Origin of the sequence: Tropicimonas omnivorans, assembly GCF_031846565.1 — a bacterium.
Classification (GTDB): Bacteria; Pseudomonadota; Alphaproteobacteria; order Rhodobacterales; family Rhodobacteraceae; genus Tropicimonas_B; species Tropicimonas_B omnivorans.
Genome location: NZ_JAVRHL010000006.1, coordinates 20,931 through 40,492, shown reverse-complemented (window position 1 = coordinate 40,492; position 19,562 = coordinate 20,931). Strand labels below are relative to the sequence as shown.

Annotated in this window: 20 protein-coding genes and 1 pseudogene; 20 read left to right on the top strand and 1 reads right to left on the bottom strand. The window is 59.5% G+C overall.

Going from position 1 to position 19,562, the window contains the following annotated elements:
• The first annotated feature begins 197 nt into the window (after positions 1–197).
• Positions 198–548, top strand: a complete 351-nt coding sequence (locus RM543_RS17885; protein WP_311694149.1) for a hypothetical protein — start codon at positions 198–200, stop codon at positions 546–548.
• Here the strand turns inward: RM543_RS17885 and RM543_RS17880 are convergent.
• A complete protein-coding gene (locus tag RM543_RS17880; protein WP_311694148.1) occupies positions 529–894 on the bottom strand; it encodes a hypothetical protein in 366 nt (121 codons plus the stop codon). The two genes, RM543_RS17885 and RM543_RS17880, sit on opposite strands and share 20 nt — an antisense overlap.
• A 179-nt stretch (positions 895–1,073) precedes the next feature.
• Between RM543_RS17880 and RM543_RS17875 the strand changes: the two genes are divergently transcribed.
• The 19 genes and pseudogenes from RM543_RS17875 (at position 1,074) to RM543_RS17790 (ending at position 19,556) form a co-directional block, all read left to right on the top strand.
• Entirely contained in the window at positions 1,074–1,259 is a 186-nt protein-coding gene (locus RM543_RS17875; RefSeq protein ID WP_311694147.1) for a hypothetical protein, read from the top strand.
• A gap of 158 nt (positions 1,260–1,417) precedes the next feature.
• On the top strand, positions 1,418–1,780 hold the full coding sequence (locus tag RM543_RS17870) for a MarR family EPS-associated transcriptional regulator (protein WP_311694146.1): 363 nt from the start codon (positions 1,418–1,420) through the stop codon (positions 1,778–1,780).
• 91 nt (positions 1,781–1,871) lie between these two features.
• Positions 1,872–2,069 (top strand): UDP binding domain-containing protein, encoded by a 198-nt coding sequence (locus RM543_RS17865; protein WP_311694263.1) that lies wholly within the window; start codon positions 1,872–1,874, stop codon positions 2,067–2,069.
• A complete protein-coding gene (locus RM543_RS17860) occupies positions 2,066–3,070 on the top strand; it encodes an SDR family NAD(P)-dependent oxidoreductase (protein ID WP_311694145.1) in 1,005 nt (334 codons plus the stop codon). The genes RM543_RS17865 and RM543_RS17860 overlap by 4 nt, the downstream gene beginning before the upstream one ends.
• A 180-nt stretch (positions 3,071–3,250) precedes the next feature.
• The gene (locus RM543_RS17855; protein WP_311694144.1) at positions 3,251–4,342 is read left to right on the top strand and encodes a polysaccharide pyruvyl transferase family protein; all 1,092 of its coding nucleotides are present in this window, start codon (positions 3,251–3,253) and stop codon (positions 4,340–4,342) included.
• 33 nt (positions 4,343–4,375) lie between these two features.
• Entirely contained in the window at positions 4,376–5,473 is a 1,098-nt protein-coding gene (locus tag RM543_RS17850; protein WP_311694143.1) for a hypothetical protein, read from the top strand.
• Between the two features lie 190 nt (positions 5,474–5,663).
• A complete protein-coding gene (locus RM543_RS17845; protein WP_311694142.1) occupies positions 5,664–6,521 on the top strand; it encodes a hypothetical protein in 858 nt (285 codons plus the stop codon).
• Positions 6,518–8,377: an ABC transporter ATP-binding protein gene (locus RM543_RS17840; protein WP_311694141.1), complete on the top strand. Its 1,860-nt coding sequence runs from the start codon at positions 6,518–6,520 to the stop codon at positions 8,375–8,377. Before RM543_RS17845 ends, RM543_RS17840 begins: the two co-directional genes overlap by 4 nt.
• A gap of 51 nt (positions 8,378–8,428) precedes the next feature.
• Positions 8,429–9,682: a hypothetical protein gene (locus RM543_RS17835; protein WP_311694140.1), complete on the top strand. Its 1,254-nt coding sequence runs from the start codon at positions 8,429–8,431 to the stop codon at positions 9,680–9,682.
• Positions 9,679–10,950, top strand: coding sequence for a glycosyltransferase family 4 protein (locus RM543_RS17830; RefSeq protein ID WP_311694139.1), 1,272 nt, complete (start codon positions 9,679–9,681; stop codon positions 10,948–10,950). The genes RM543_RS17835 and RM543_RS17830 overlap by 4 nt, the downstream gene beginning before the upstream one ends.
• Positions 10,947–11,894 (top strand): glycosyltransferase, encoded by a 948-nt coding sequence (locus tag RM543_RS17825; RefSeq protein ID WP_311694138.1) that lies wholly within the window; start codon positions 10,947–10,949, stop codon positions 11,892–11,894. Before RM543_RS17830 ends, RM543_RS17825 begins: the two co-directional genes overlap by 4 nt.
• Positions 11,895–11,897: 3 nt before the next feature.
• Positions 11,898–12,113 (top strand): hypothetical protein, encoded by a 216-nt coding sequence (locus RM543_RS17820; protein ID WP_311694136.1) that lies wholly within the window; start codon positions 11,898–11,900, stop codon positions 12,111–12,113.
• Positions 12,114–12,578: a class I SAM-dependent methyltransferase gene (locus tag RM543_RS19010; protein WP_432280478.1), complete on the top strand. Its 465-nt coding sequence runs from the start codon at positions 12,114–12,116 to the stop codon at positions 12,576–12,578. It begins immediately after the preceding gene.
• Positions 12,579–12,581: 3 nt separating this feature from the next.
• Positions 12,582–13,745: a glycosyltransferase gene (locus RM543_RS17815; RefSeq protein WP_311694135.1), complete on the top strand. Its 1,164-nt coding sequence runs from the start codon at positions 12,582–12,584 to the stop codon at positions 13,743–13,745.
• Positions 13,742–15,018: pseudogene (locus RM543_RS17810) on the top strand (nucleotide sugar dehydrogenase). Before RM543_RS17815 ends, RM543_RS17810 begins: the two are co-directional and overlap by 4 nt.
• A 165-nt stretch (positions 15,019–15,183) precedes the next feature.
• The gene (locus RM543_RS17805) at positions 15,184–16,191 is read left to right on the top strand and encodes a sulfotransferase domain-containing protein (protein ID WP_311694134.1); all 1,008 of its coding nucleotides are present in this window, start codon (positions 15,184–15,186) and stop codon (positions 16,189–16,191) included.
• A gap of 2 nt (positions 16,192–16,193) precedes the next feature.
• A complete protein-coding gene (locus RM543_RS17800) occupies positions 16,194–17,408 on the top strand; it encodes a glycosyltransferase (RefSeq protein ID WP_311694133.1) in 1,215 nt (404 codons plus the stop codon).
• The gene (locus tag RM543_RS17795) at positions 17,408–18,448 is read left to right on the top strand and encodes a polysaccharide biosynthesis protein (RefSeq protein ID WP_311694131.1); all 1,041 of its coding nucleotides are present in this window, start codon (positions 17,408–17,410) and stop codon (positions 18,446–18,448) included. Before RM543_RS17800 ends, RM543_RS17795 begins: the two co-directional genes overlap by 1 nt.
• A 1-nt stretch (position 18,449) precedes the next feature.
• The gene (locus RM543_RS17790) at positions 18,450–19,556 is read left to right on the top strand and encodes a polysaccharide biosynthesis C-terminal domain-containing protein (protein ID WP_311694129.1); all 1,107 of its coding nucleotides are present in this window, start codon (positions 18,450–18,452) and stop codon (positions 19,554–19,556) included.
• The last annotated feature ends 6 nt before the right edge of the window (positions 19,557–19,562 follow it).

The window sequence follows — 19,562 nt, the reverse complement described above, 5'->3', positions numbered from 1 at the left end:
GGCCCTCGCTCGGAAAAAAGGCCGCCGCAGGCGCGCGGCAACTCCCCTGGGAGTTGCGTAACCGCGCCCTTCGCCTTTCGTCAGGCTCGGTGGGGGCGCTTTTTGCCGCCATCGGGCACGTAGGAAATTTCCGGGGAGCGGCACGGGCCCCGGGGCCGCATTTCCCTTTCGGTGAGACGAACCGAAAGGAAATGACGATGACACCCGTGGAAAAACAGGTCGCCGCGCTGGAAGAGAAGATCGCGCGGGAACGCGCAAAACTGGCCGACGCGAAGGTGAAGGCGGCCGCACAGCACCGCAAGCGCGACACCCGCAGGAAGATCCTGTTCGGCTATGCCTTTCTCGACTGGCTGACGACTCTGCCCCCGAACGAGCGCAAGCGGATCGCGGGCCTCGTGCATGGCCGCCTGAAGCGGCGCGAGCGCGAGGCCTTCCCGTTGTTCGAAGTGCTGCAGGATCTTGCCGAGGCGGCGGCCGCCCGGGCGACCCCGCCCGAGGACAGGGCGCGGGACACCGGCAGCCTGCCCTTCAACGCCAAGGGGCCGTGAGCCCCGGGCCATCCACGCGGCGCATCAGCCGGCGGAGGGCATTGCGTGCCTCCACCTCCGCCTGCCGCCGGCTCGGGTAACATCCCCGGGCCGGCACCCGCAGAAACACCGCCGCCCTGCCCCAGCGCGTCTTGAATCCAAGCTCGGCGACCCAGCCGTCGCCCTCGGGGCGAACCTCCAGCCTCTCCATCTCGGAAACCGCGTTCCAGGGGCGCCGGCCGGGCGACCGCGCCCCCGCACCGCGATAGCCCTCGCCGCGCAGCTTCCTCAGCGATTGGTCGAGAAAGCGACGGCCGGGATCGTCGGGCGGCGTGGGATGGGGCGGGTATTTCGGACGTCTCGACAAGGGGAAATCTCCTCGGATGGGTGTGTTCCGAGGAGGTGGGTGGCGACGGAGGCGAACGGAAAAACTATTTCTGGCCTCCCGGAGGACGCACCAATAGGACGGGGCCGTCCAGTAGCAGAATAGTCGGCACAAGTTTCATGGCCCAGAAGTCGAGCGCCCCAGAACAGCCCCTTCACGTCATGCTGACCGTGAATGCCGCCTGGAACATCTGGAACTTCCGCCAGCCGGTTCTGAAGGCGCTGCTCTCCGACAGCCACCGCGTCACAGTTCTGGCGCCGGCGGACGACAGCGTGGCAAAGCTCGAGGAGGAGCTATGCCCGAAAGTTGGTGACGGCGTTATCAGGCGGCTGCTTGAAGATGCTTGATAGCGAACTGTTAAACCTCGGAATTTGCCTCTTGTTTGCGTGTGCAGCATTTGATATCGGTCGGAACTGAGCGATGGGAATTTTTCTCAACATCACCATTGTATCAAGCAAGGCACGCCAAGGGCAGGCCTTGTGCGGTAGCCTGAGAAAACCCTGAAATGGCCAGCAAGCGCACCAAGCTGCAGGAAGACACGTATTTCCGCGTGCTTCGCCTTCTGCAAGAAAACCCGGAAATGTCCCAGCGGGAGCTGGCAGGGGCGGTCGGGGTCAGTGTCGGCGGTATTCATTACGTGCTGAACGCGCTGATCGACAAAGGGCTAGTGAAGTTGGGGAATTTCACGGCGGCTGAAGACAAACGCCGATATGCTTACATTTTGACGCCAAAAGGCGTCGCGCGGAAGGCGGCGCTGACGCGCGCGTTCCTAGTGCGGAAGATTGAAGAATACGAAGCACTGAGGGGAGAGATCGCGGCGCTCGAGGCTGAAGCGCTCGATGTTGCACTAAAATCCACACAGAACTGAAAACGCGACTGTGAAGAAATATAATGAAAATTAGGTGGTCGAACCGCATGGTCGCAAGGAAGGCGAGACCCTGTAGCCAGGCGTAGAGTGGATCGAAGACCCTTACGCCGCCTGCACCGGTGCCGATGCGCTTGTGATCCTGACCGAATGGAATCAGTTCCGCGCGCTCGATCTAGCCCGGATGGCGGCGAGCATGTCCTGTTCGGCGTTGGTCGACCTGCGCAACATTTATGACCGGAAAACTGCACTGCAGGCCGGGTTCGAGACCTATGTGGGAGTCGAACGTTGAGAACCGCATTCATCACCGGAACCGGAGGGTTCATCGGGTTTCACCTGGCCGAACTGCTGCTACAGGAAGGGTGGAGGGTTGCCAGCTTCGACGGCATGACGGACTATTATGATGTCCGGCTTAAGGAACGGCGTCTGGAGGTGCTGCGTCAGCATCCGCAATTCAGCTTCACTCAGGCAAGGCTCGAGGACAATGATGCGGTTCAGGCGGCAATCACTAGCGCTGCGCCCGATGTCATAGTTCATCTCGCCGCGCAGGCAGGTGTGCGCTACAGTCTCGAAAACCCGCGCGCCTATATCGACGCCAATATCGTCGGCACGTTCAACGTCATGGAAGCGGCGCGTGCGGTGCCGGTACAGCATTTGTTGATGGCATCAACCAGTTCGGCCTATGGCGCCAATACCGAGATGCCGTTCGCCGAGACGCAAAAGGCCGACAACCAACTGACGATTTACGCCGCGACCAAGAAGGCGAACGAGTCGATGGGCCATTCCTATGCCCATATCTACGCCCTGCCGACGACCATGTTCCGGTTCTTCACGGTCTACGGCCCTTGGGGGCGCCCCGACATGGCGCTGTTCAAGTTCACCAAGGGGATTTTGGAGGGGATGCCTATCGACATCTACAACGATGGTGATATGTGGCGCGATTTCACCTATGTCACCGACTTGGTGCGCGGCATCCGACTGCTGATCGACGCGGTACCGGGTGGCCCGGAAACGGCCGTCGAGGGCGACAGCCTGTCACCCGTAGCGCCCTTCCGTGTGGTGAATATCGGCAATTCCGACAAGGTGCGGCTGCTAGATTTCGTCGAGGCAATCGAGGATGAGGTGGGCAAGAAGGCGATCCGCAACTACATGCCGATGCAGACCGGCGATGTCCCCGCCACTTGGGCCGACGCCTCGGTGCTGCAACAGCTCACTGGCTACCGCCCGCAAACCCCGTTCCGCGAAGGCATCGCGTGTTTCGTGCGCTGGTATCGCGACTATTACGGATCCTGAGACTGTGCACCTTGGCCCCCTGACCCTGTAACGCAAGGTCGTCACCCGCGTGACGTAACTATGCTCGCACCGCGAGCTGGCCGAATGCCCTGGCAAAAGCCCACGGCGCAAGGTCAGGCAACGTAAATTTGAAGGTACGCACCGTCGTGTCCATCGCAATTTCAAACGAGGTTGAAGCCCATGGGCGAAAAATTGACGGTCGCGCTGTTCGGATACTACAGCTATGGCAACCTCGGCGACAATCTGATGGCCTATCTGCTATCGCGACACATCAAGACACTGGGCCACCAACCCATCGTGTTCACGAAGTCGCCCGAGTTCATGGCGGGCTGGGATGTTGAGCTGATTTCCGACATCACCGCCCTGATAAACCAGTCTGACGTGATCGTCTTTGGTGGCGGCGGCTTGCTAATCCCGCGCCGCAATCTGAGCTCCCAGCAGAAAGATTTCAATGATGATCTGGGCGCTGCGGTCAGGGCGGCGACAGCCAAAGGCATACCACAACTTGGCATCTCGCTGGGTGGGGCCGGAAAGTCGCTGGAGCAGATTGCGCCAATTGAACGGCACAATCTTGTGCGTGCCTTGAAATATGTCACGCTGCGCAATAGCGAAGATGTTCAATTGCTTGAACAGGCCGGCATCCAGGGAGCGTTTCACAATGATATGGTCTGGACGACCGCTGACAAGGTGCCAGTCTCTCGTGGGTCGGGCAACGGGCGCCGTCGCATTGGCTTCAACCTATATCTGACACAATCTCGGCGCTACAAACTGCTGCGCAAGATACTGCAAATTATCGTGCGCCTGCGCCCCGACCTGGATTTCGTCTTTCTCGAGATCCACCCGGGCCCGAACGGCGCATTCAAAGCGTTCGCCCCGAAACGCTTGCCGAAGAACTGCACTCGCAAGACGCTCGCGGACGTCGAGGATGCTTGCCGCGAAGCAGCTTCACTCGATCTGCTTGTCAGCACGCGTCTGCATCTTGGCGTCATGACCATGAGCTATGGCGGCACCACGATCGCTTATGCCGGACAGGAAAAGACGCGCCTTCTCTACAAACGAATTGGTCGTGAGAGCCTGTTTTGGGAAAGCCCCAACCTCTTGCGCTTCCTCAGGTGTTTCCTGCTGCCGGGTGCGCTAGCAAAAACCATAGCCATCGGTCGGAGCAACGACGTGTCGGAAGGTATGCGCGACGCGCACCAGCATTATGTCAAGCTGACCGAAGCCCTTGCGACCATCCCTCCGCAGGCGAAGAACGAGACCCATGATGGCTGACATCATTCCTAAGCAGCTTCTCAAGGTGGTTAGATGCGCTTGATCATCCATATCGGCACGCCGAAGGCCGGATCAAGCAGTCTGCAAGTGGCCCTGAGTGTGAACCGTGAGGTGCTGGCGCGGAACGGCATTCTGTATCCTGCAATCGGTCGGGCGACACATCACACGGATCTCGCAGCTGGGCTGCATGGGGCCGACATGATGCGCGACATCGATTTGCGTCGCAATGGTGGCGATCCCCGCGCTGTGGAACACCGCACCGAAGCCGCTTGGCAATCGGTTGCCGATCAGGTCAGGCGGCACACACCCGAGACGGTGATCCTGTCGGCTGAGAATTTCATGTCGCTGGACGATTTTGACACGCTGCGCAGATGGGTGGGACAAATCGCGCCCGGTGCCGAGGTGACCTCTGTCGCCTACTTGCGAAGCCCCGTCGCCAATCATGAAGCCAAGATTTCGCAACGGCTGGGCCGCACATCAGGCGTCCGCTTGCCGGGCTATTTGCCGTGGCATGCGCGGCTGGTACGGTGGCGCGCGGTTGGACAGGTTCATTTGCGCGACCTTGCAGCGGTTGGCGATCTTCGCGTCGATTTCCTGGAGACCGTGCAGCTTGGCTTATCGTCCATCGTGACGATGCCTGAGAGGAACGCAAATGTCAGTTTGACTGGCGAAGGTTGCATCGCGTTGCATGCGGTGCTGTCCAATGCCGTCAAGCGCGATGCTGCCTCCTTTGTTGAGTATACGCGCGATTGGCGTGCGCGACTGGCCCGAGCCGAGGCAGCGCTGGCAGGTTCGGTCCCGTTGCGCCACGTCTCGGTTACACCGGCAGTGCGCTGGTTGATCCTCGACGCATGGCATGACGAGGCCCTTGCCCTGCGCGCGGATTTCGGCTTTTCCTTCGATGAACCGGAGCTTTACGACCGGGGCGAAATCGACCGGTGCCTAGCCGAAACCGGGGCACACGAGTTGGAACTCGTCGAGTCCGATCTCTTGTCGCGTTTTCTGAGCAATGATCTTGAAGCAGCCATGCAGCTCCTGGCGCACGCCGCACAGCAAAGCGAAAGGCGCTCCGACATGGTGCATTCCGTGAAACGCGCACTGCGCAAGATTCTCCGCAGAGGTGGGGCATGACAACGGGACTTGCCGTTGGACCAAATAGAAGCGGATCGGCGCGTCAGACGTGACTGACCTAGACCCAGTCACCATCATCATACGCGCGGTCGGAGAGCGCACAGAGGCCGCGTGCCGCGCGGCGATCCTTGCGCAGGGAGTTACTGCTGATCAGATCGTGACAGTGCAAGAGGCGCCCTTTTCGAAAGCCATGCGCGTGGGTTTCGAGGCCGGGATCGCGGCAGGTCGCGACTGGACTTTCTGCATTGACGCCGATGTGGTGTTACGCGCTGGCTCTGTCGCAGCAATGCTGCGCACCGCACAGGCTCAGCCGCCATATGTGTTCGAGGTGCAGGGCGCTGTCCTTGACAAGCTGTTCGTCACGCTGCGCCAAGCCGGAAACCACCTGTTTCGAACCTCGCTGCTGTCGCAGATGATCGACTGCATTCCAGAAGAAGGCACATCGCTGCGCCCCGAAACCACTGCAATGCAACGCATGAAGGCCCGCGGCCACCCCTGGGCGCAAGTCCCCTATGTGGTGGGGCTGCATGATTTCGGGCAAAGCAACCGCGATATCTTTCGCAAGTGCTACACCCATGCCCAGAAGCACAGCCATCTTCTGGCCGACCTGATCCCAAAAATGCGCGCGCGCGCGCAGGCCGATCCTGATTTCCAAGTCGCTATTATGGGGCTGGCCGAAGGGTTGATGGCTACCGCTGATGTGCGAATCGACACCGGTTACAAACCCTTCAGCGAGCGTTTTGAAGCATTGCAAATTGCTGAAAAGGCGCCATGCACCGAGGAAGAGTTCTCTTCCAACAACGTTGAGCGCTTGTTACGGGATTACGCGCATGCGGATGATCTGACCGTGCGCTACCTGCCATTCTCTGGTCCCGAGGCGATAGCGCTGGACGGAACCACACGCTTGACCAAGTCTGTGCGCTTGCGGGCATTGTGGCGGCGCAAGCGCGGTCGCCACGGGACAGGCGGCGCAATTGTTCACACTTTTGGGCAAGGGATGGAGCGCATGGGTCTGTGGCTGAAGAAACGCGCCGGAGAACATGAATGACCGAGGCCACAAAAAACACTATCCCGAATGGAACCGATACAACCGCGGGCGGCCAGCGGCAGCCGCTTCGCATGGCGTTGAGCCTGCTTACTCCGCGTGAAAAGCGCCATGCTTTCCTTGTGCTGACAGTATTCCTGACCGCCTCTATCACATTGGCGTTGAGCGTTGCATCGGTTTATCCATTCCTGCTGGTGCTGACCCGCCCCGATGCGATCGAGACCAATGCCTGGCTTCGCTGGGGCTACGAATTTGTGGGTGCACCGTCGCTCCTGACCTTTGTTTTCCTTTTGGGCATCGCAACGATAACGATGTTGTTGGCCAATGCCGCACTTCAGGTGCTGCGTGTCTATATGGTCGAACGATTTACACAAATGCGCATTCACTCGATCAGCGTTCGGTTGCTGGAAGTGTTCATGTCGCAGCCGATGACTTTTTTCCTGGGCCGAAACACCGGCGACATGGCAAAGGGCATCTTGAACGAAACGCGCGAGGTTGTGCAGCAATTCTTTCGTCCTGCAGCCGAACTGGCGGCAGGGGCCCTAGGCACATTGTCGGTCGTCGGTGTGCTGATGACGATTGCTCCGGTCATTACGCTGTTCGCGCTCCTGATCATATCCGGGGCCTACTTGATCGTCTATTTTCTTTTGCGGGGCGTTCTGGGCCGGATGGGGATGAGCCGGGTCGCGGCAAATAGCGAACGTTACAGGATCTCTCGCGAGGCACTCAGTGGGATCAAGGACATCAAGATTGCGGGCACGGAAAAGTTCTACCTAACCAACTATAGTAGATTTTCCCACCGGGCCGCACTGATGCAATCGCGCGCTAATATTATCAATATGGCGCCGCGTTTCATGGTCGAAGCGCTGGTGTTTGCTGCCATCATTCTGCTGCCGCTGTTGAACCTGGATGAAACCACCCTTGGCACTGGAGAGCTACTGAACGGTGTACTGCCTGAGTTGGGCATGATTGCCATAGGCGCGCAACGGCTTATGCCCGAAGTGCAAAAGATATACCGATCTATTAGTGTCATGAAATTCGGAACTGCCGCAGTCGTCAGTGTTCATGCCGATATGTCGATGCCAGTAGAACAAACCATGCGTGCCGAACCGTACTCCGCAGAGATCCGCTTAAACGCTTCGCTGGAACTGCGCGAGGTATCCTTCTCTTATCTCTCCGCCGATGGGCCCGCTCTCGACAAGATCGACCTCACCCTGCAAAAGGGGCAGCGCATCGGCATCGTTGGCGCAACTGGTGCGGGCAAGAGCACACTCGCGGACCTTATCCTCGGCTTGCATCGCCCCTCGGCGGGGACCGTGCTGGTTGATGGCGTTCCTCTTGCCGATTCAGATATCCGAGTCTGGCAAAGGGCCATAGGGTATGTACCACAAAACATCTTTCTGTCGGATGCCAATATCGCCGAGAACATTGCCTTGGGTGCGGAGGCTGGCAAGGCCGACCGCGCTCGCATCGAGGAAGCCGCGCGCATCGCACAGTTGCACGATTTCATCGCCGGGTCGTTGCCGCATGGCTATGATACAGATGTCGGTGAAAACGGCGTTCGTCTGTCTGGGGGCCAGCGGCAGCGCATTGGCATTGCACGTGCGCTGTATCGCGATGCGGATCTGATTGTCTTTGACGAAGCGACCAGTGCGCTGGATTCGGTGACCGAAGCCGAACTGGTTGCAGCCATTGATGCATTGCCAGGCGAGAAGACACTGCTGATCATTGCGCACCGTCTGACCACTGTCAGATCCTGTGACCGGATCCTTGTCATGAAACATGGCCAGATCGTCGCCTCGGGCAACTGGGACGAGAACTTGCGAGACAGTCCTGATTTTCGCGATCTTGTCACGTAAAAGGATGATTGAGGAGATGCTAATCCAGATGCAGATGGGCAGGGTCGGTGCATGAAGTTCAGCATCACATCGCTACAGAACATCGCGCTGATTTTTCTCTGTCTGTGGATCACCAGCCCGATACTGACGCCCAATGACTTGGCTCGCCTTGCGGCACTGGCCGCGCTTGGGGCATGGGTTGGTCTTGAACTGTCGCGCCCCAACGGCATTTTTTGGCGCCCGACGCTTCCTGTTTTTGGCGCGCTTCTGTTCATCTTCTATGATCTGGTGCTTTGGTATGGCTTGCGTGAGTGGGGCCTGCTGTCGCATATCCAGATGTATATTCTGCTGACGTTGCTGATCGTTTATGAAAGCCGCAGGCACGATCCAAGAAGCTTGGCTCCGGTTTTCTGGGCAATGATGGTGACGTTGCCGATCTGGTTTTTCGCCACTTTTCGGGCCTTTGATACCTTCGGCTCGCACGCGGCTCGGACAGTTGTCCGTTCATCTGAAGAAGCCGTTGAGTTGATGCAGCAGGGTGTCGGGGGGTACTCTTTGATTTACTCTGGCCTAATTTTGGTGCCGATTATGATATCCATGACCATGCAAAGGCGCAAGTTTGACATGTCATCGGCCCCAAGGCCGCTGCGACTGCTGCCAGTTATCACCCTGGTATTGATCGTTGCCGTTGTACTGAATGCCGGTTTTTCGATCGCAATCTTGCTGCTTATGGCTACGCTGATGATATCTTTAGCGTATCTCAAGCCTAGACCCTGGAAATTGGTTGTTGCGCCTCCGCTTGCCGTGGTCCTGATACTAGTCGCCCCGATTTTTCTGATACATATCGTTGATTTCCTGATGCCCTTTGCCGAGGGAACGAACTTTGCTCTCAAATTGCGCGACATCAGGCTGTCGCTGGAACTTGGCGGCTCTATTGGAACCGTGAATGACCGCACCGAGCGCTATCTTCGCAGCATCAATTCATTTTTGGAGAACCCACTTCTGGGCGTGATGGGAGACCGAGGCGTTGGAAAGCACTCGGAATATCTGGATCACTTTGCCCAGCGCGGCGTGCTCTTTGGGGCACTTTACATGGCGCTATTGTTGTATGTCCCGCTACGCATGCTGCGCCGCACCCCCGGCATGCTCGGCATGACCGGCGGAGTTCTCACCATTATCATACTGTTACCCTTTCTCAACAGCTTGACGATGACAGTTGGCGTGGCGCTGTTCATCATGTTCCCGGCCGCCTGCGGCCTGACCATGGGGTTTGGCAAGAAGCCTACCGCACGCACCCTCATACAAGGACAAGTGTCACCGGCATGACCGACTCGATCTCCATATTGTGGACATCCAACATCGTCCTGCCAGCCGTCGCGGCTTTGCTTGGAGTTCCCGAAACTCCCTTCGGTGGTTGGCTTTCGGTCACGACCAGCCGTCTTGCGCAGGTTGAAGGGTTGCGCATCGGCGTGGCAATGCGCGCGCCTGTTTCGGGTTTTCAACACGTTCATCACGAGGGGATTGACTATTTCGCGGTCCCCCAGGCGCGAGGTGACCTCTATGATGTTGCGCAGGCCGATTGCGACCGGGCCCTGACAGAGTTTTCGCCCGATATCCTGCATGTCGAGGGCACAGAAATGGCCTATACCCGGCGCTTTCTATCAAGCTGGCAGGGACGGCGGCTGATCTCATTGCAAGGGGTAATCAATGGATGCAAATCCTATCAGTTCGGCCACCTGAAGGCGGGCGATTTCCTTAACCCCCAGCACCCGCAGCATGCGCTGGTGGGCCTGGCGTTGCTGGCCAACAATCTCGTCAGGTTTCGCCCGCGCCTGCACGGTGAGCGCGAAACCATCGCCATGGCTGACCATATCCTTGGCCGGACAATCTGGGACCGCGCGCAGGCCAACTGGCTGAACCCGACGGCACAATACCATCACTGCCCCCGCATCCTGCGTGAACCATTCTATGAAAAGACCTGGTCGCGTGACACCTGCGAGCCATTCTCGATCTTCGTGGGCAACGGGGCCTCGGCTTTGAAGGGCGCGCACTTCGCTGTGCAGGCACTGGCCTTGATTCGGCGCAGTTTCCCGAAGGCAAAGCTTTACATTGCTGGGCGCAACCCGTGGTCGCTATCGCGGCTGTCGGCCCAGCGCCTTATCGGGTATTCGGTGTATCTGATGGACCTAATCTCTGATCTGGGGTTGCGGGACCATGTTGTCTTTACGGGTCAGCTTGATGCCGAGCAAATGGCCGAACGCATGCGGCGCGCGCATGTGGTGGCGTTGGCCTCATTGATCGAGAACAGTCCCAACACGCTGGCCGAGGCTATGATGATGGGCGTGCCGGCGGTGTCGTCCTATGCCGGGGGCGTGCCTTCTATGGCGCAAGATGGGGAGGAAGCGCTGTTTTACCGAGCCGGCGATCCCGTCATGCTAGCTTGGCAAGTGCAGCGGCTCTTTGCCGATGACTCTCTGGCAGACCGGGTGTCTCAGGCGGCCCGGGCCCGCGCCGCTATAACTCATGATCCCCAGAATGTCGTCGATACGCTGGTGCGGACCTATCGCGCTGTGAGCAAGGTGCGGCCCGCATGACCCGACAATTTGCCCCCGTTGTCCTGTTCGCCTACGCTCGGCCTGACCACCTGCGCCAGACACTGACCGCCCTTGCCAAGGCCGAAGGTGCCCGCAAAACTACGCTTTGGGTCTTTTCGGACGGGGCCAGGAACGCCGAAGCCGAAGCCAATGTCGCAAGGGTTCGCGCCTTGCTAAAAGAGCAGAACTGGCGCAGTGCATTTCAGTCGGTCACAGTTGTAGAGGCGAAACATAACAAGGGGCTGGCGAAATCCATTATTGGCGGCGTGACGCAGGTGATCGCCGAAGAGGGGCGGGTCATCGTACTGGAAGATGATCTGCTGGTTGCGCCGGAGTTCCTCACCTTCATGAACACCGCGCTGGACTTTCATGCGCAGAACGCAGCGGTGGGGTCGGTCACGGGGTATTGCCCGCTGCCACAGCCGCCCAAAGGCTATGAGCATGATGTCTACGCAGTGCCGCGCAGTTGCAGCCATAGTTGGGCAACTTGGCGCGAGCGCTGGGAAACAGTCGACTGGTCTGGCAAGGGTGCTCCGCGCCTTTGGCGTGAAAAGGCATTGCGCAAGCGGTTCATGGCCACCGGCTCCGACAAGCTTGACCGCTTGCGCAGGCAACTGGAACGGCGCATCGATTCCTGGTCGATCATGTTCAACCTGTGGCATGTCATCAATGATCGTGTGGCGATCTATCCGGTGCGTAACCTGGTTCGCAACATAGGGTTTGACGGTAGCGGCACGCATACCCGGGCGCATGATCGCATGCATACAGCGCTGTCGGGGTCTGGCACCGCGCTGACCCTGAACCTGCCTCCAGAGGATCCGCGGGTGCTGGCCGCCTTTCACAAGGCGTATTCAGGGTCTCTGCCGGGCCGCCTGCGCCGCACAGTTCGCAACTGGCGAATGCCGGCGGTTTTCAGTTCGTTGGATCCCTTAGACAAGGATTGAAAGATGGTTGTTGAGCACTGGAACGAAAGCAATACTCAATATGAAGGAGCCAGTGAGCATTATGATCGCGCGTATTTCGCCGATCAAACGCGGTATGGTTTGTGGCGTGGTCAGGTCAACACTTGGAAATTACAGCCCTATTTGAAAGATGGCCTGGATATTCTTGATTTCGGGTGCGACGACGTTGCCTTGCTGGCGGCCTTAGGCGGGAAGAACTGAGTGGAAGTCACCTCTCATGCGGCCGAAACCGTGCACGCGCGTGGCTCTTCGGTCCACGCCACGATCGATGAGTTTCCCGACCTCGCGTTCGATATGGTCATTTCCGACCATTGTATCAAGCAGGTGGAAGATTCGGCGAAGCTGGTTCGTGAGATGCATTGCGCTCTCAAGGACGAGGGTATCTTGATTGCAGTGGTTCCGTCACACCCCACTGATTTTCCGTATAGGGAATCCGACCGAGATTTTCACCTCTACTCCTGGAGCGCGGCAAACCTCGGATATAATGTCAAAACTTGTGGTTTCGATGTGCGGGATGCGAGTGAACTGAAACATCGGTGGCCACCACAATGGCCTTTAATCGTTCGGATTGGCGGGTGGGGTGCTTTTCATCTTGCCTCCAGGATATGGGCGGGGATCAGCCGCAGATCTTCGCCGGTGCGATGCATTGCGTGCGTCTGGGCCTGAGGAATGATACGCGTTCTGTTTCATTTGTCTCAGTTCAATATCGGCGGTGGTGAAATGTCCACGCTGCGTCTGCTCAATGCGTTGCAGGCATGCGGGGCGCAGATAACGCTGACTCTAACCGAGGGGCGCGGCGCTCTGGTTGACCGGTTGAACTCCGAAATAGAGGTCATCGTCTTGCGACCGGGTAAACGGTCGGAAAACCCGGCCTGGCGCATGCTGCGCGGTGTGGCAGGTGTTTTTGCGGCCCTGCCTCTGGCATCGCGGCGGTTCGATGCGGCAGTGGTCGGCATGACCGGTGCACCGACATGGATCGTTCGCCATGTCGTGCGCGCACCCCGAAAGCTGCAGTTCATCCGCAACGACCTGTCGCAAATGGGTAAGTCAGCCGAAATCATCAGCGCGGTGCGGCGCAACCGGCATGCGTTCACGGCCTTTGTCTGCGTGTCGGACGTGGCGCGGCGGTCGCTGATTGCGGCGGTGCCAGAAGTGGCCGAGAAAGCCCATGTAGTCCACAACATCCTGAATCCCGACGAAATGCGCGCCCGAGCGCTGGCCGGACCGGACCCTTTTCCGCCCCGACGCGATGGCGCTTTGCGCATCGCATCGGTCTGTCGGTTGAACGATAAGGCCAAGGCTCTTGTTCGCATGGTGCGCGTGGCCCGCCGCCTGATGGAGGCTGGTCTCGATTTCGACTGGTTCGTGTTCGGTGACGGACCGGACAGCGCGCTCATGGAGGCCGAAATCGCGGCCCAGGGTGTCAGCGCACAGATGCATCTTCCCGGGCGGATCGAGAACCCCTTTCCCGCCTTTCGCCACGCAGATCTGGTCGCGATGCTGTCGTACTACGAAGGGCTGTGTGGCGTCATCAACGAAGCCAAGGTCATGGGCCGCCCGATCGTCGCAACCCGTGTTTCCGGGGTCGAGGAACAGCTGATCGCAGGGGAGACTGGCCTGATCGCCGAACAGGATGATGATGCGATCGTCGCAACGATGCAAAGTGCCCTGACCGACACCGCGCTGCGCGCCAGAATGACCAACGTCCGCCTTCCCGCCGCGCTTCTTGATGACGACGCCAAGCTGGACCGCCTGTGGCAGCTCTTTGCGGGGCCCGGCCATGACCGAAACCCCAGTTGCAGTGGATCTCCAAGGGAGGGTGACAATAAATGACTGGACAGCAAGATTCCCCCATTGCTGTCATAGGCCTTGGCTATGTTGGCCTTCCGTTGGCGGTGGAGTTCGGCCGCACTCGGCCCGTGATCGGCTTCGACGTAGACGCTCAGCGGGTCGAGGCGCTGCGCGCAGGCAATGATGCCACACGCGAGGTCAGCCGTGGAGAGCTGGCGCAGGCGGACAAACTGCATGTCACTGCGGACCCTGCCGACTTGGCCGAGGCACGAACTTTCATTGTCACTGTCCCGACTCCGATTGACAAGCACAAGCGCCCGGACCTGTCACCCTTGGTCGGAGCCTCGCGCACGGTCGGGGCGGCGCTGAAGCCGGGTGATCTAGTGATCTATGAATCAACCGTCTATCCAGGCGCGACCGAGGAAGATTGCGTGCCGGTGCTGGAACAGGTGCCGGCCTGCGCTTCAACCGGGATTTCACCGTCGGCTACAGCCCCGAGCGGATCAACCCCGGTGACAAAAACCATCGGCTGACCACGATCTGCAAGGTCACCGCAGGCTCGACCCTCGAGGCTGCTGACGCGGTCGATGCCCTGTATGCCTCGATCGTGACGGCAGGGACGTTTCGGGCCTCGTCGATCCGCGTCGCCGAGGCTGCCAAGGTGATCGAGAACACCCAGCGCGACGTGAACATCGCGCTAATCAATGAATTGGCGGTGATCTTCAACAAACTGGGGATTAACACCGACGAGGTGCTGCGCGCTGCCGGGACGAAATGGAATTTCTTGCCGTTTCGCCCCGGCCTGGTCGGGGGGCACTGCATCGGTGTGGACCCCTACTACCTGACCCACAAGGCCGCCGAGATTGGCCACCACCCCGAGATCATCCTGGCCGGGCGGCGATTGAACGACAGCATGGGCAGCTATCTGGCCGGACGGCTGGTCAAGACGCTGCTGCAGCGTGACCTGCCGGTCAAGGGAGGGCGCGCCTTGGTAATGGGGCTGACCTTCAAGGAGAACTGCCCGGATATCCGCAACACCCGCGTCGTCGATGTCATCGAAGCGCTGCGCGAATACGGGATGGAGGTCGACGTTCACGACCCATGGGTCGGGTCCGAACTGGCTTGGGAGGAATTTGGTCTTGACCTTGTCGCCCATCCAGAACCAGGTCGGTATGACGCCATTGTTCTGGCCGTGGCCCATCAGTGCTTCGCCGACATGGGTATGACAGTATTGCGGGGGTTGGGTGCAGACAGGCACCTGCTGTTCGACGTGAAAAACTTTCTACCCATAGGTTCGGCGGATCTGACGCTTTAACCTTGAGGGAAGCGAAACGGATGAATCGGCAACTGGTGTTGCTGCATGGGGGTGGGGAAACGACTTCCAAACATGAAGGGCGCGGCTTCGAACGCGGCGCTGGCCGAAGAATTGCAGACCGGTCTCAGGGGCCGCGGGTACTAATAGAGGTGGAAAGGAAACGCGATGCTTCCGAATTTCTTTCATGCGGGGGTGCCGAAGTCCGCCTCGGCAACCGTCAACACCTTGCTGCGCAATCACCCTGAGGTCTTCCTGCCTCGGCAGAAAGAGCCGAATTTCTTCATCAGAGATGATAATTTCGTAAAGGGATTGGGGTGGTATGTAGAAACGTACTTTGCCGCAGCGGGCGATGCGCGGATCCGGGGCGACATGTCGATCGGCCATGCGACTGGTTTCGGCTTCGATGCCATTGATCGGATTGCGGGGCTGATGGAAGCGCCGCCAAAAATCCTTTTGACCTTTCGCGATCCGATAGCACGGGCCTTCTCGCAATACGGTATGGCCCGCGACAAAGGCCAGCTTGACCGGCTGGACTTCGCCGCCGCCATCGACCGCGCCCTGGCCGCAGGTCCAGCCATCAACAAGGCCGACCGACGTCGCGCGCGCACCGGGACTTACTATGCCAGCGATGCGGACATGGATGTCTATCGATGGTGTATGTATGTTGAGCCCGGTCATTATGCCGACATCTATGAGGCTTGGGCGGGGACCTTCGGTACGGACAACGTTCTGGTCCTGCTGACCGAGGATCTGGCCAGCGACCTGCAGGGCCAGGCCGACAGTCTATGCGACTTTCTGGGCATCGCACGCCGACCGGTTGAAGCCGGGACGCGGGCCAACACTGCCACTGGCCTCCGCTATCCGGCGCTTCGGCGGATGTTAAACCGGCTTTATGCGCTGGGGCCACTGCGGCGAGTGCTCAACCGCCCCGAATTGATGCAGTTGCGCAAAATGCTGCGGCGGCGCCTTCTCTCGGCTAATTACGTGCCAGTCGAGGGTCGTAGCGGGCCTGATCCGGCCACTGTTGAGCGGCTGCGGGCACATTATGCGCCGCAGGTGGAAAGATTAGAAACCTTGTTGGGCCGCGACTTGAGCCGTTGGCGTGGAGACGCCGCTTTCAAGACCGTCTCCGGCGGCGATGCTGCCACCCGCCCGGGGGCCGCGCCGTGGTGAGCATGGCAAGCCTCGCCCCCCCCCCCTGGATCGCCTACGTCGTGCCGTTCGCCTTTCCCGAGGGCGGGGCGGGAGCGCGGCGGGTGTTGGGGAATGCGCAGTCGCTGGTCGCGGCGGGGTATGACGTGACTGTCATCTCGGCGCAGATTGACCGCTCCGGTAGCGATGCGCGCTCCTTCGCACCGGGCATCCGCCTGGCCTCGATCGGTGAGCGCGATGCCGAGCACCTGCCGCGCGCGCTGAAGCGGGCGCGCTATGTGTTCATGGGTAGCAAGACCCGCGACTGGATTGCCGCACAACTCGTGCCACCGGCTGCCGTAATTCTGTATAGCGGCTATACACCCTTTCTGCTGCAACTGAGCCCTCTTTGCCGCCGCCGGAGCATCCCCCTGTTGTTCGACGCAGTGGAATGGTATACCGCCAACACCGCCTTGGGCTTCCTGACTTCGCCATACTTGTGGAATACAGAACTGGCCATGCGCGCGCTGGTCCCCCGGCTGGATGGGGTGATCGCAATTTCATCCTATCTTGCGACCTATTACCGGGGGCGTGGGTGCCCGGTGGTGCAGGTTCCACCCACGCTTAATGTGGTCGGCCTCGTGCCGCGGCTGGATCGTGCGAACCCGTGTCGGCGGGTCCAGCTAGCTTATTGCGGATCGGCCTCGAATGATATGCTGGATGTTGTAGTCGGTGCGCTGATGCGACTGGATCCGGAGGGGAGACGCATTTCTCTGGAAATTGCGGGACCCACGGCACAGGACGTGGCGGCGCTAGCAAGTTTGCGTGGGTTCAAGGACATGCCTGCGGGCCTGAAGCTGCATGGACGGGTCAGTCATGACGCCGCCATCGCGATTACCCGTGCCGCCGATTTCAGCATCTTCTTGCGCCAGGTTAACCGGGTGTCAAAGGCCGGGTTTCCGACAAAGTTTGTGGAAAGCCTGTCTATGGGCACGCCCGTGATCACCAACATCACATCGGATCTCGCGGATCATCTTCGTGATGGCGAAAACGGTCTCGCCTGTGCAGGCCCCGGCCAGCGCGATGTCGAAGCAGCGCTGACACGAGCGTTGGACCTGGACACGAATCGACTGACCGCCATGCGCCATGCCGCACGCGCCACTGCCGAGGTGCATTTTGATTACCGGACGCATGGCGCGGCTTTGGCCGGTTTGTTGGCGCGGTGCAATGCACTTGGACCGAACCTTATTGGAGATTGATGCTCATGCTCGATGATGTTTGCCTGATGATTACCGGAGGCACCGGCAGTTTCGGCAATGCCGTGTTGCGGCGTTTTCTGGATTCGAATGTGCGCGAGATCCGCATCTTCAGCCGCGACGAGAAGAAACAGGACGACATGCGCAAGCGCTATCGCAGCGACAAAATCAAATTCTTTCTGGGCGATGTGCGCAGCCGCGACAGTTTGATGGATGCAATGCATGGCGTTGATTATGTGTTTCATGCCGCTGCCTTGAAACAGGTGCCGTCTTGCGAGTTCTTTCCCCTGGAAGCCGTGAACACTAATGTCCTGGGCACTGCGAACGCCATCGACGCGGCGCATCGCTCTGGGGTGCGGCGCATGATCTGCCTGTCGACCGACAAGGCTGTCTATCCGATCAACGCGATGGGCACGTCGAAGGCGATGATGGAAAAGGTCGCGACCGGCAAGGCGCGCGCCATCGACCCCGACCGCATGACGATCTGCTGCACACGTTACGGCAACGTGATGGCCTCTCGCGGCTCGGTGATCCCGCTCTTCGTGCGCCAGATACAATCAGGCGAGCCACTGACAATCACTGACCCGGACATGACGCGCTTCATGATGACTCTCGACCACGCGGTCGACCTGGTGCTGTTTGGATATGGGCATGGCGTAACCGGTGATGTGTTGGTTCAGAAGGCTCCCGCGGCAACCATCATGATACTGGCCAAGGCGCTACTTGAACTGTTGGAGAAGCCCGACCATCCGATTCACATCCTCGGCACCAGGCATGGAGAGAAGAAGCATGAGACACTGCTGTCGCGCGAGGAATTGGCGCAGGCGGTGGATCTGGGTGAGTATTATCGCGTGCCGGCCGACATGCGCGATCTGAATTATGGCGTCTATGTCGACAGCGGTGAACGCGAGATCAGCGAAAGCTTCGACTATACGTCTGAAAACACACAGCGACTGAATGTGGAAGACATGAAGCAACTGCTGCTGCAATTGCCCTTCATCCGCGCAACGCTGGCGGGCGAAATCGCCGATCCGGAGGTATGAAATGCAGATCCTGATCACCGGTGCCGAAGGCTTTATCGGGCGCAACCTGTCCTTGCGCCTGCGGGAAAACGGCCATGGGGTTCTGCGCGCCACCCGCCAGACCACCCCACCCGAACTGGCACAACTGGCAAGCCAGGCCGATGCCGTGGTGCATCTGGCCGGGGCCAACCGCCCCGATACGGAAGCCGAGTTCACGGATATCAACGACAAGTATACCGAAAAGCTTTGTGCCGTGTTGCGCAGCCAAGGCCCGATCCCGGTGATCGCAGCCTCGACCATTCAGGTAGAGCGCGACACGCCTTATGGTCGCACCAAGCGCGCGGGTGAGGCGCATCTGCTGACCCTGGCCCGGGACACGGGTGCACCGATAAATATCTGCCGACTGGTCAATGTCTTCGGTAAATGGTGCCGCCCGAACTACAATTCCGTCGTCGCCACCTTCTGCCACAACATTGCCCGTGACTTGCCGATCCAGATCGACATCCCAACAGCCGAGGTGCGGCTGGTCCATGTTGATGACGTGATCGATGGCTGGCTGGCCTGGCTTGCAAAGCCAGGCAGCGGCGAGCAGGTGACCGCAATCGCGCCAGAATACCGGATCACGCTGCGGGACCTTGCCGATCGTTTGCGCGGCTACCGTGCTATTCGCCAGACCCATACCGTAGGCGACACAGGCAGCGGGTTGGGGCGCGCACTCTATGCCACCTATGTCAGTTACCTGCCTGTGGCGGATTTCGCCTATAAGGTCACCCGCCATGGTGACGCACGTGGCGTGTTCGCGGAGATGCTGCGCACCGAGCATTCGGGGCAGTTCAGCTTCTTCACCGCCAGACCGGGCGTGACACGCGGTGGCCACTACCACCACGCCAAAACTGAGAAGTTCCTGGTGCTCAAGGGACAGGCCCGGTTCCGGTTCCTGAACATGGACACTGGCGAAAGCCACATCATAGACACCACTGGCGAACAGTCGCTGATCGTGGAAACCGTGCCGGGCTGGAGCCACGACATCACCAATACTGGCGAAGGCGAACTGATCTGCATGCTGTGGGCCAATGAACTGTTCGACCGGGACCGCCCGGATACGTTCGCGAGGCCTTTGACCAACTAACCAAGG

Bases quoted from the DNA above. Each gene is read 5' to 3' on its own strand.
- RM543_RS17845 (WP_311694142.1), top strand. From the start codon at position 5,664: ATGCGCGTGGGTTTCGAGGCCGGGATCGCGGCAGGTCGCGACTGGACT.
- RM543_RS17870 (WP_311694146.1), top strand. From the start codon at position 1,418: ATGGCCAGCAAGCGCACCAAGCTGCAGGAAGACACGTATTTCCGCGTG.
- RM543_RS17835 (WP_311694140.1), top strand. From the start codon at position 8,429: ATGAAGTTCAGCATCACATCGCTACAGAACATCGCGCTGATTTTTCTC.
- RM543_RS17790 (WP_311694129.1), top strand. From the start codon at position 18,450: ATGCAGATCCTGATCACCGGTGCCGAAGGCTTTATCGGGCGCAACCTG.
- RM543_RS17800 (WP_311694133.1), top strand. From the start codon at position 16,194: ATGGCAAGCCTCGCCCCCCCCCCCTGGATCGCCTACGTCGTGCCGTTC.
- RM543_RS17850 (WP_311694143.1), top strand. From the start codon at position 4,376: ATGCGCTTGATCATCCATATCGGCACGCCGAAGGCCGGATCAAGCAGT.
- RM543_RS17875 (WP_311694147.1), top strand. From the start codon at position 1,074: ATGCTGACCGTGAATGCCGCCTGGAACATCTGGAACTTCCGCCAGCCG.
- RM543_RS17885 (WP_311694149.1), top strand. From the start codon at position 198: ATGACACCCGTGGAAAAACAGGTCGCCGCGCTGGAAGAGAAGATCGCG.
- RM543_RS17825 (WP_311694138.1), top strand. From the start codon at position 10,947: ATGACCCGACAATTTGCCCCCGTTGTCCTGTTCGCCTACGCTCGGCCT.
- RM543_RS17820 (WP_311694136.1), top strand. From the start codon at position 11,898: ATGGTTGTTGAGCACTGGAACGAAAGCAATACTCAATATGAAGGAGCC.
- RM543_RS17855 (WP_311694144.1), top strand. From the start codon at position 3,251: ATGGGCGAAAAATTGACGGTCGCGCTGTTCGGATACTACAGCTATGGC.
- RM543_RS17805 (WP_311694134.1), top strand. From the start codon at position 15,184: ATGCTTCCGAATTTCTTTCATGCGGGGGTGCCGAAGTCCGCCTCGGCA.
- RM543_RS17840 (WP_311694141.1), top strand. From the start codon at position 6,518: ATGACCGAGGCCACAAAAAACACTATCCCGAATGGAACCGATACAACC.
- RM543_RS17830 (WP_311694139.1), top strand. From the start codon at position 9,679: ATGACCGACTCGATCTCCATATTGTGGACATCCAACATCGTCCTGCCA.
- RM543_RS17795 (WP_311694131.1), top strand. From the start codon at position 17,408: ATGCTCATGCTCGATGATGTTTGCCTGATGATTACCGGAGGCACCGGC.
- RM543_RS17815 (WP_311694135.1), top strand. From the start codon at position 12,582: ATGATACGCGTTCTGTTTCATTTGTCTCAGTTCAATATCGGCGGTGGT.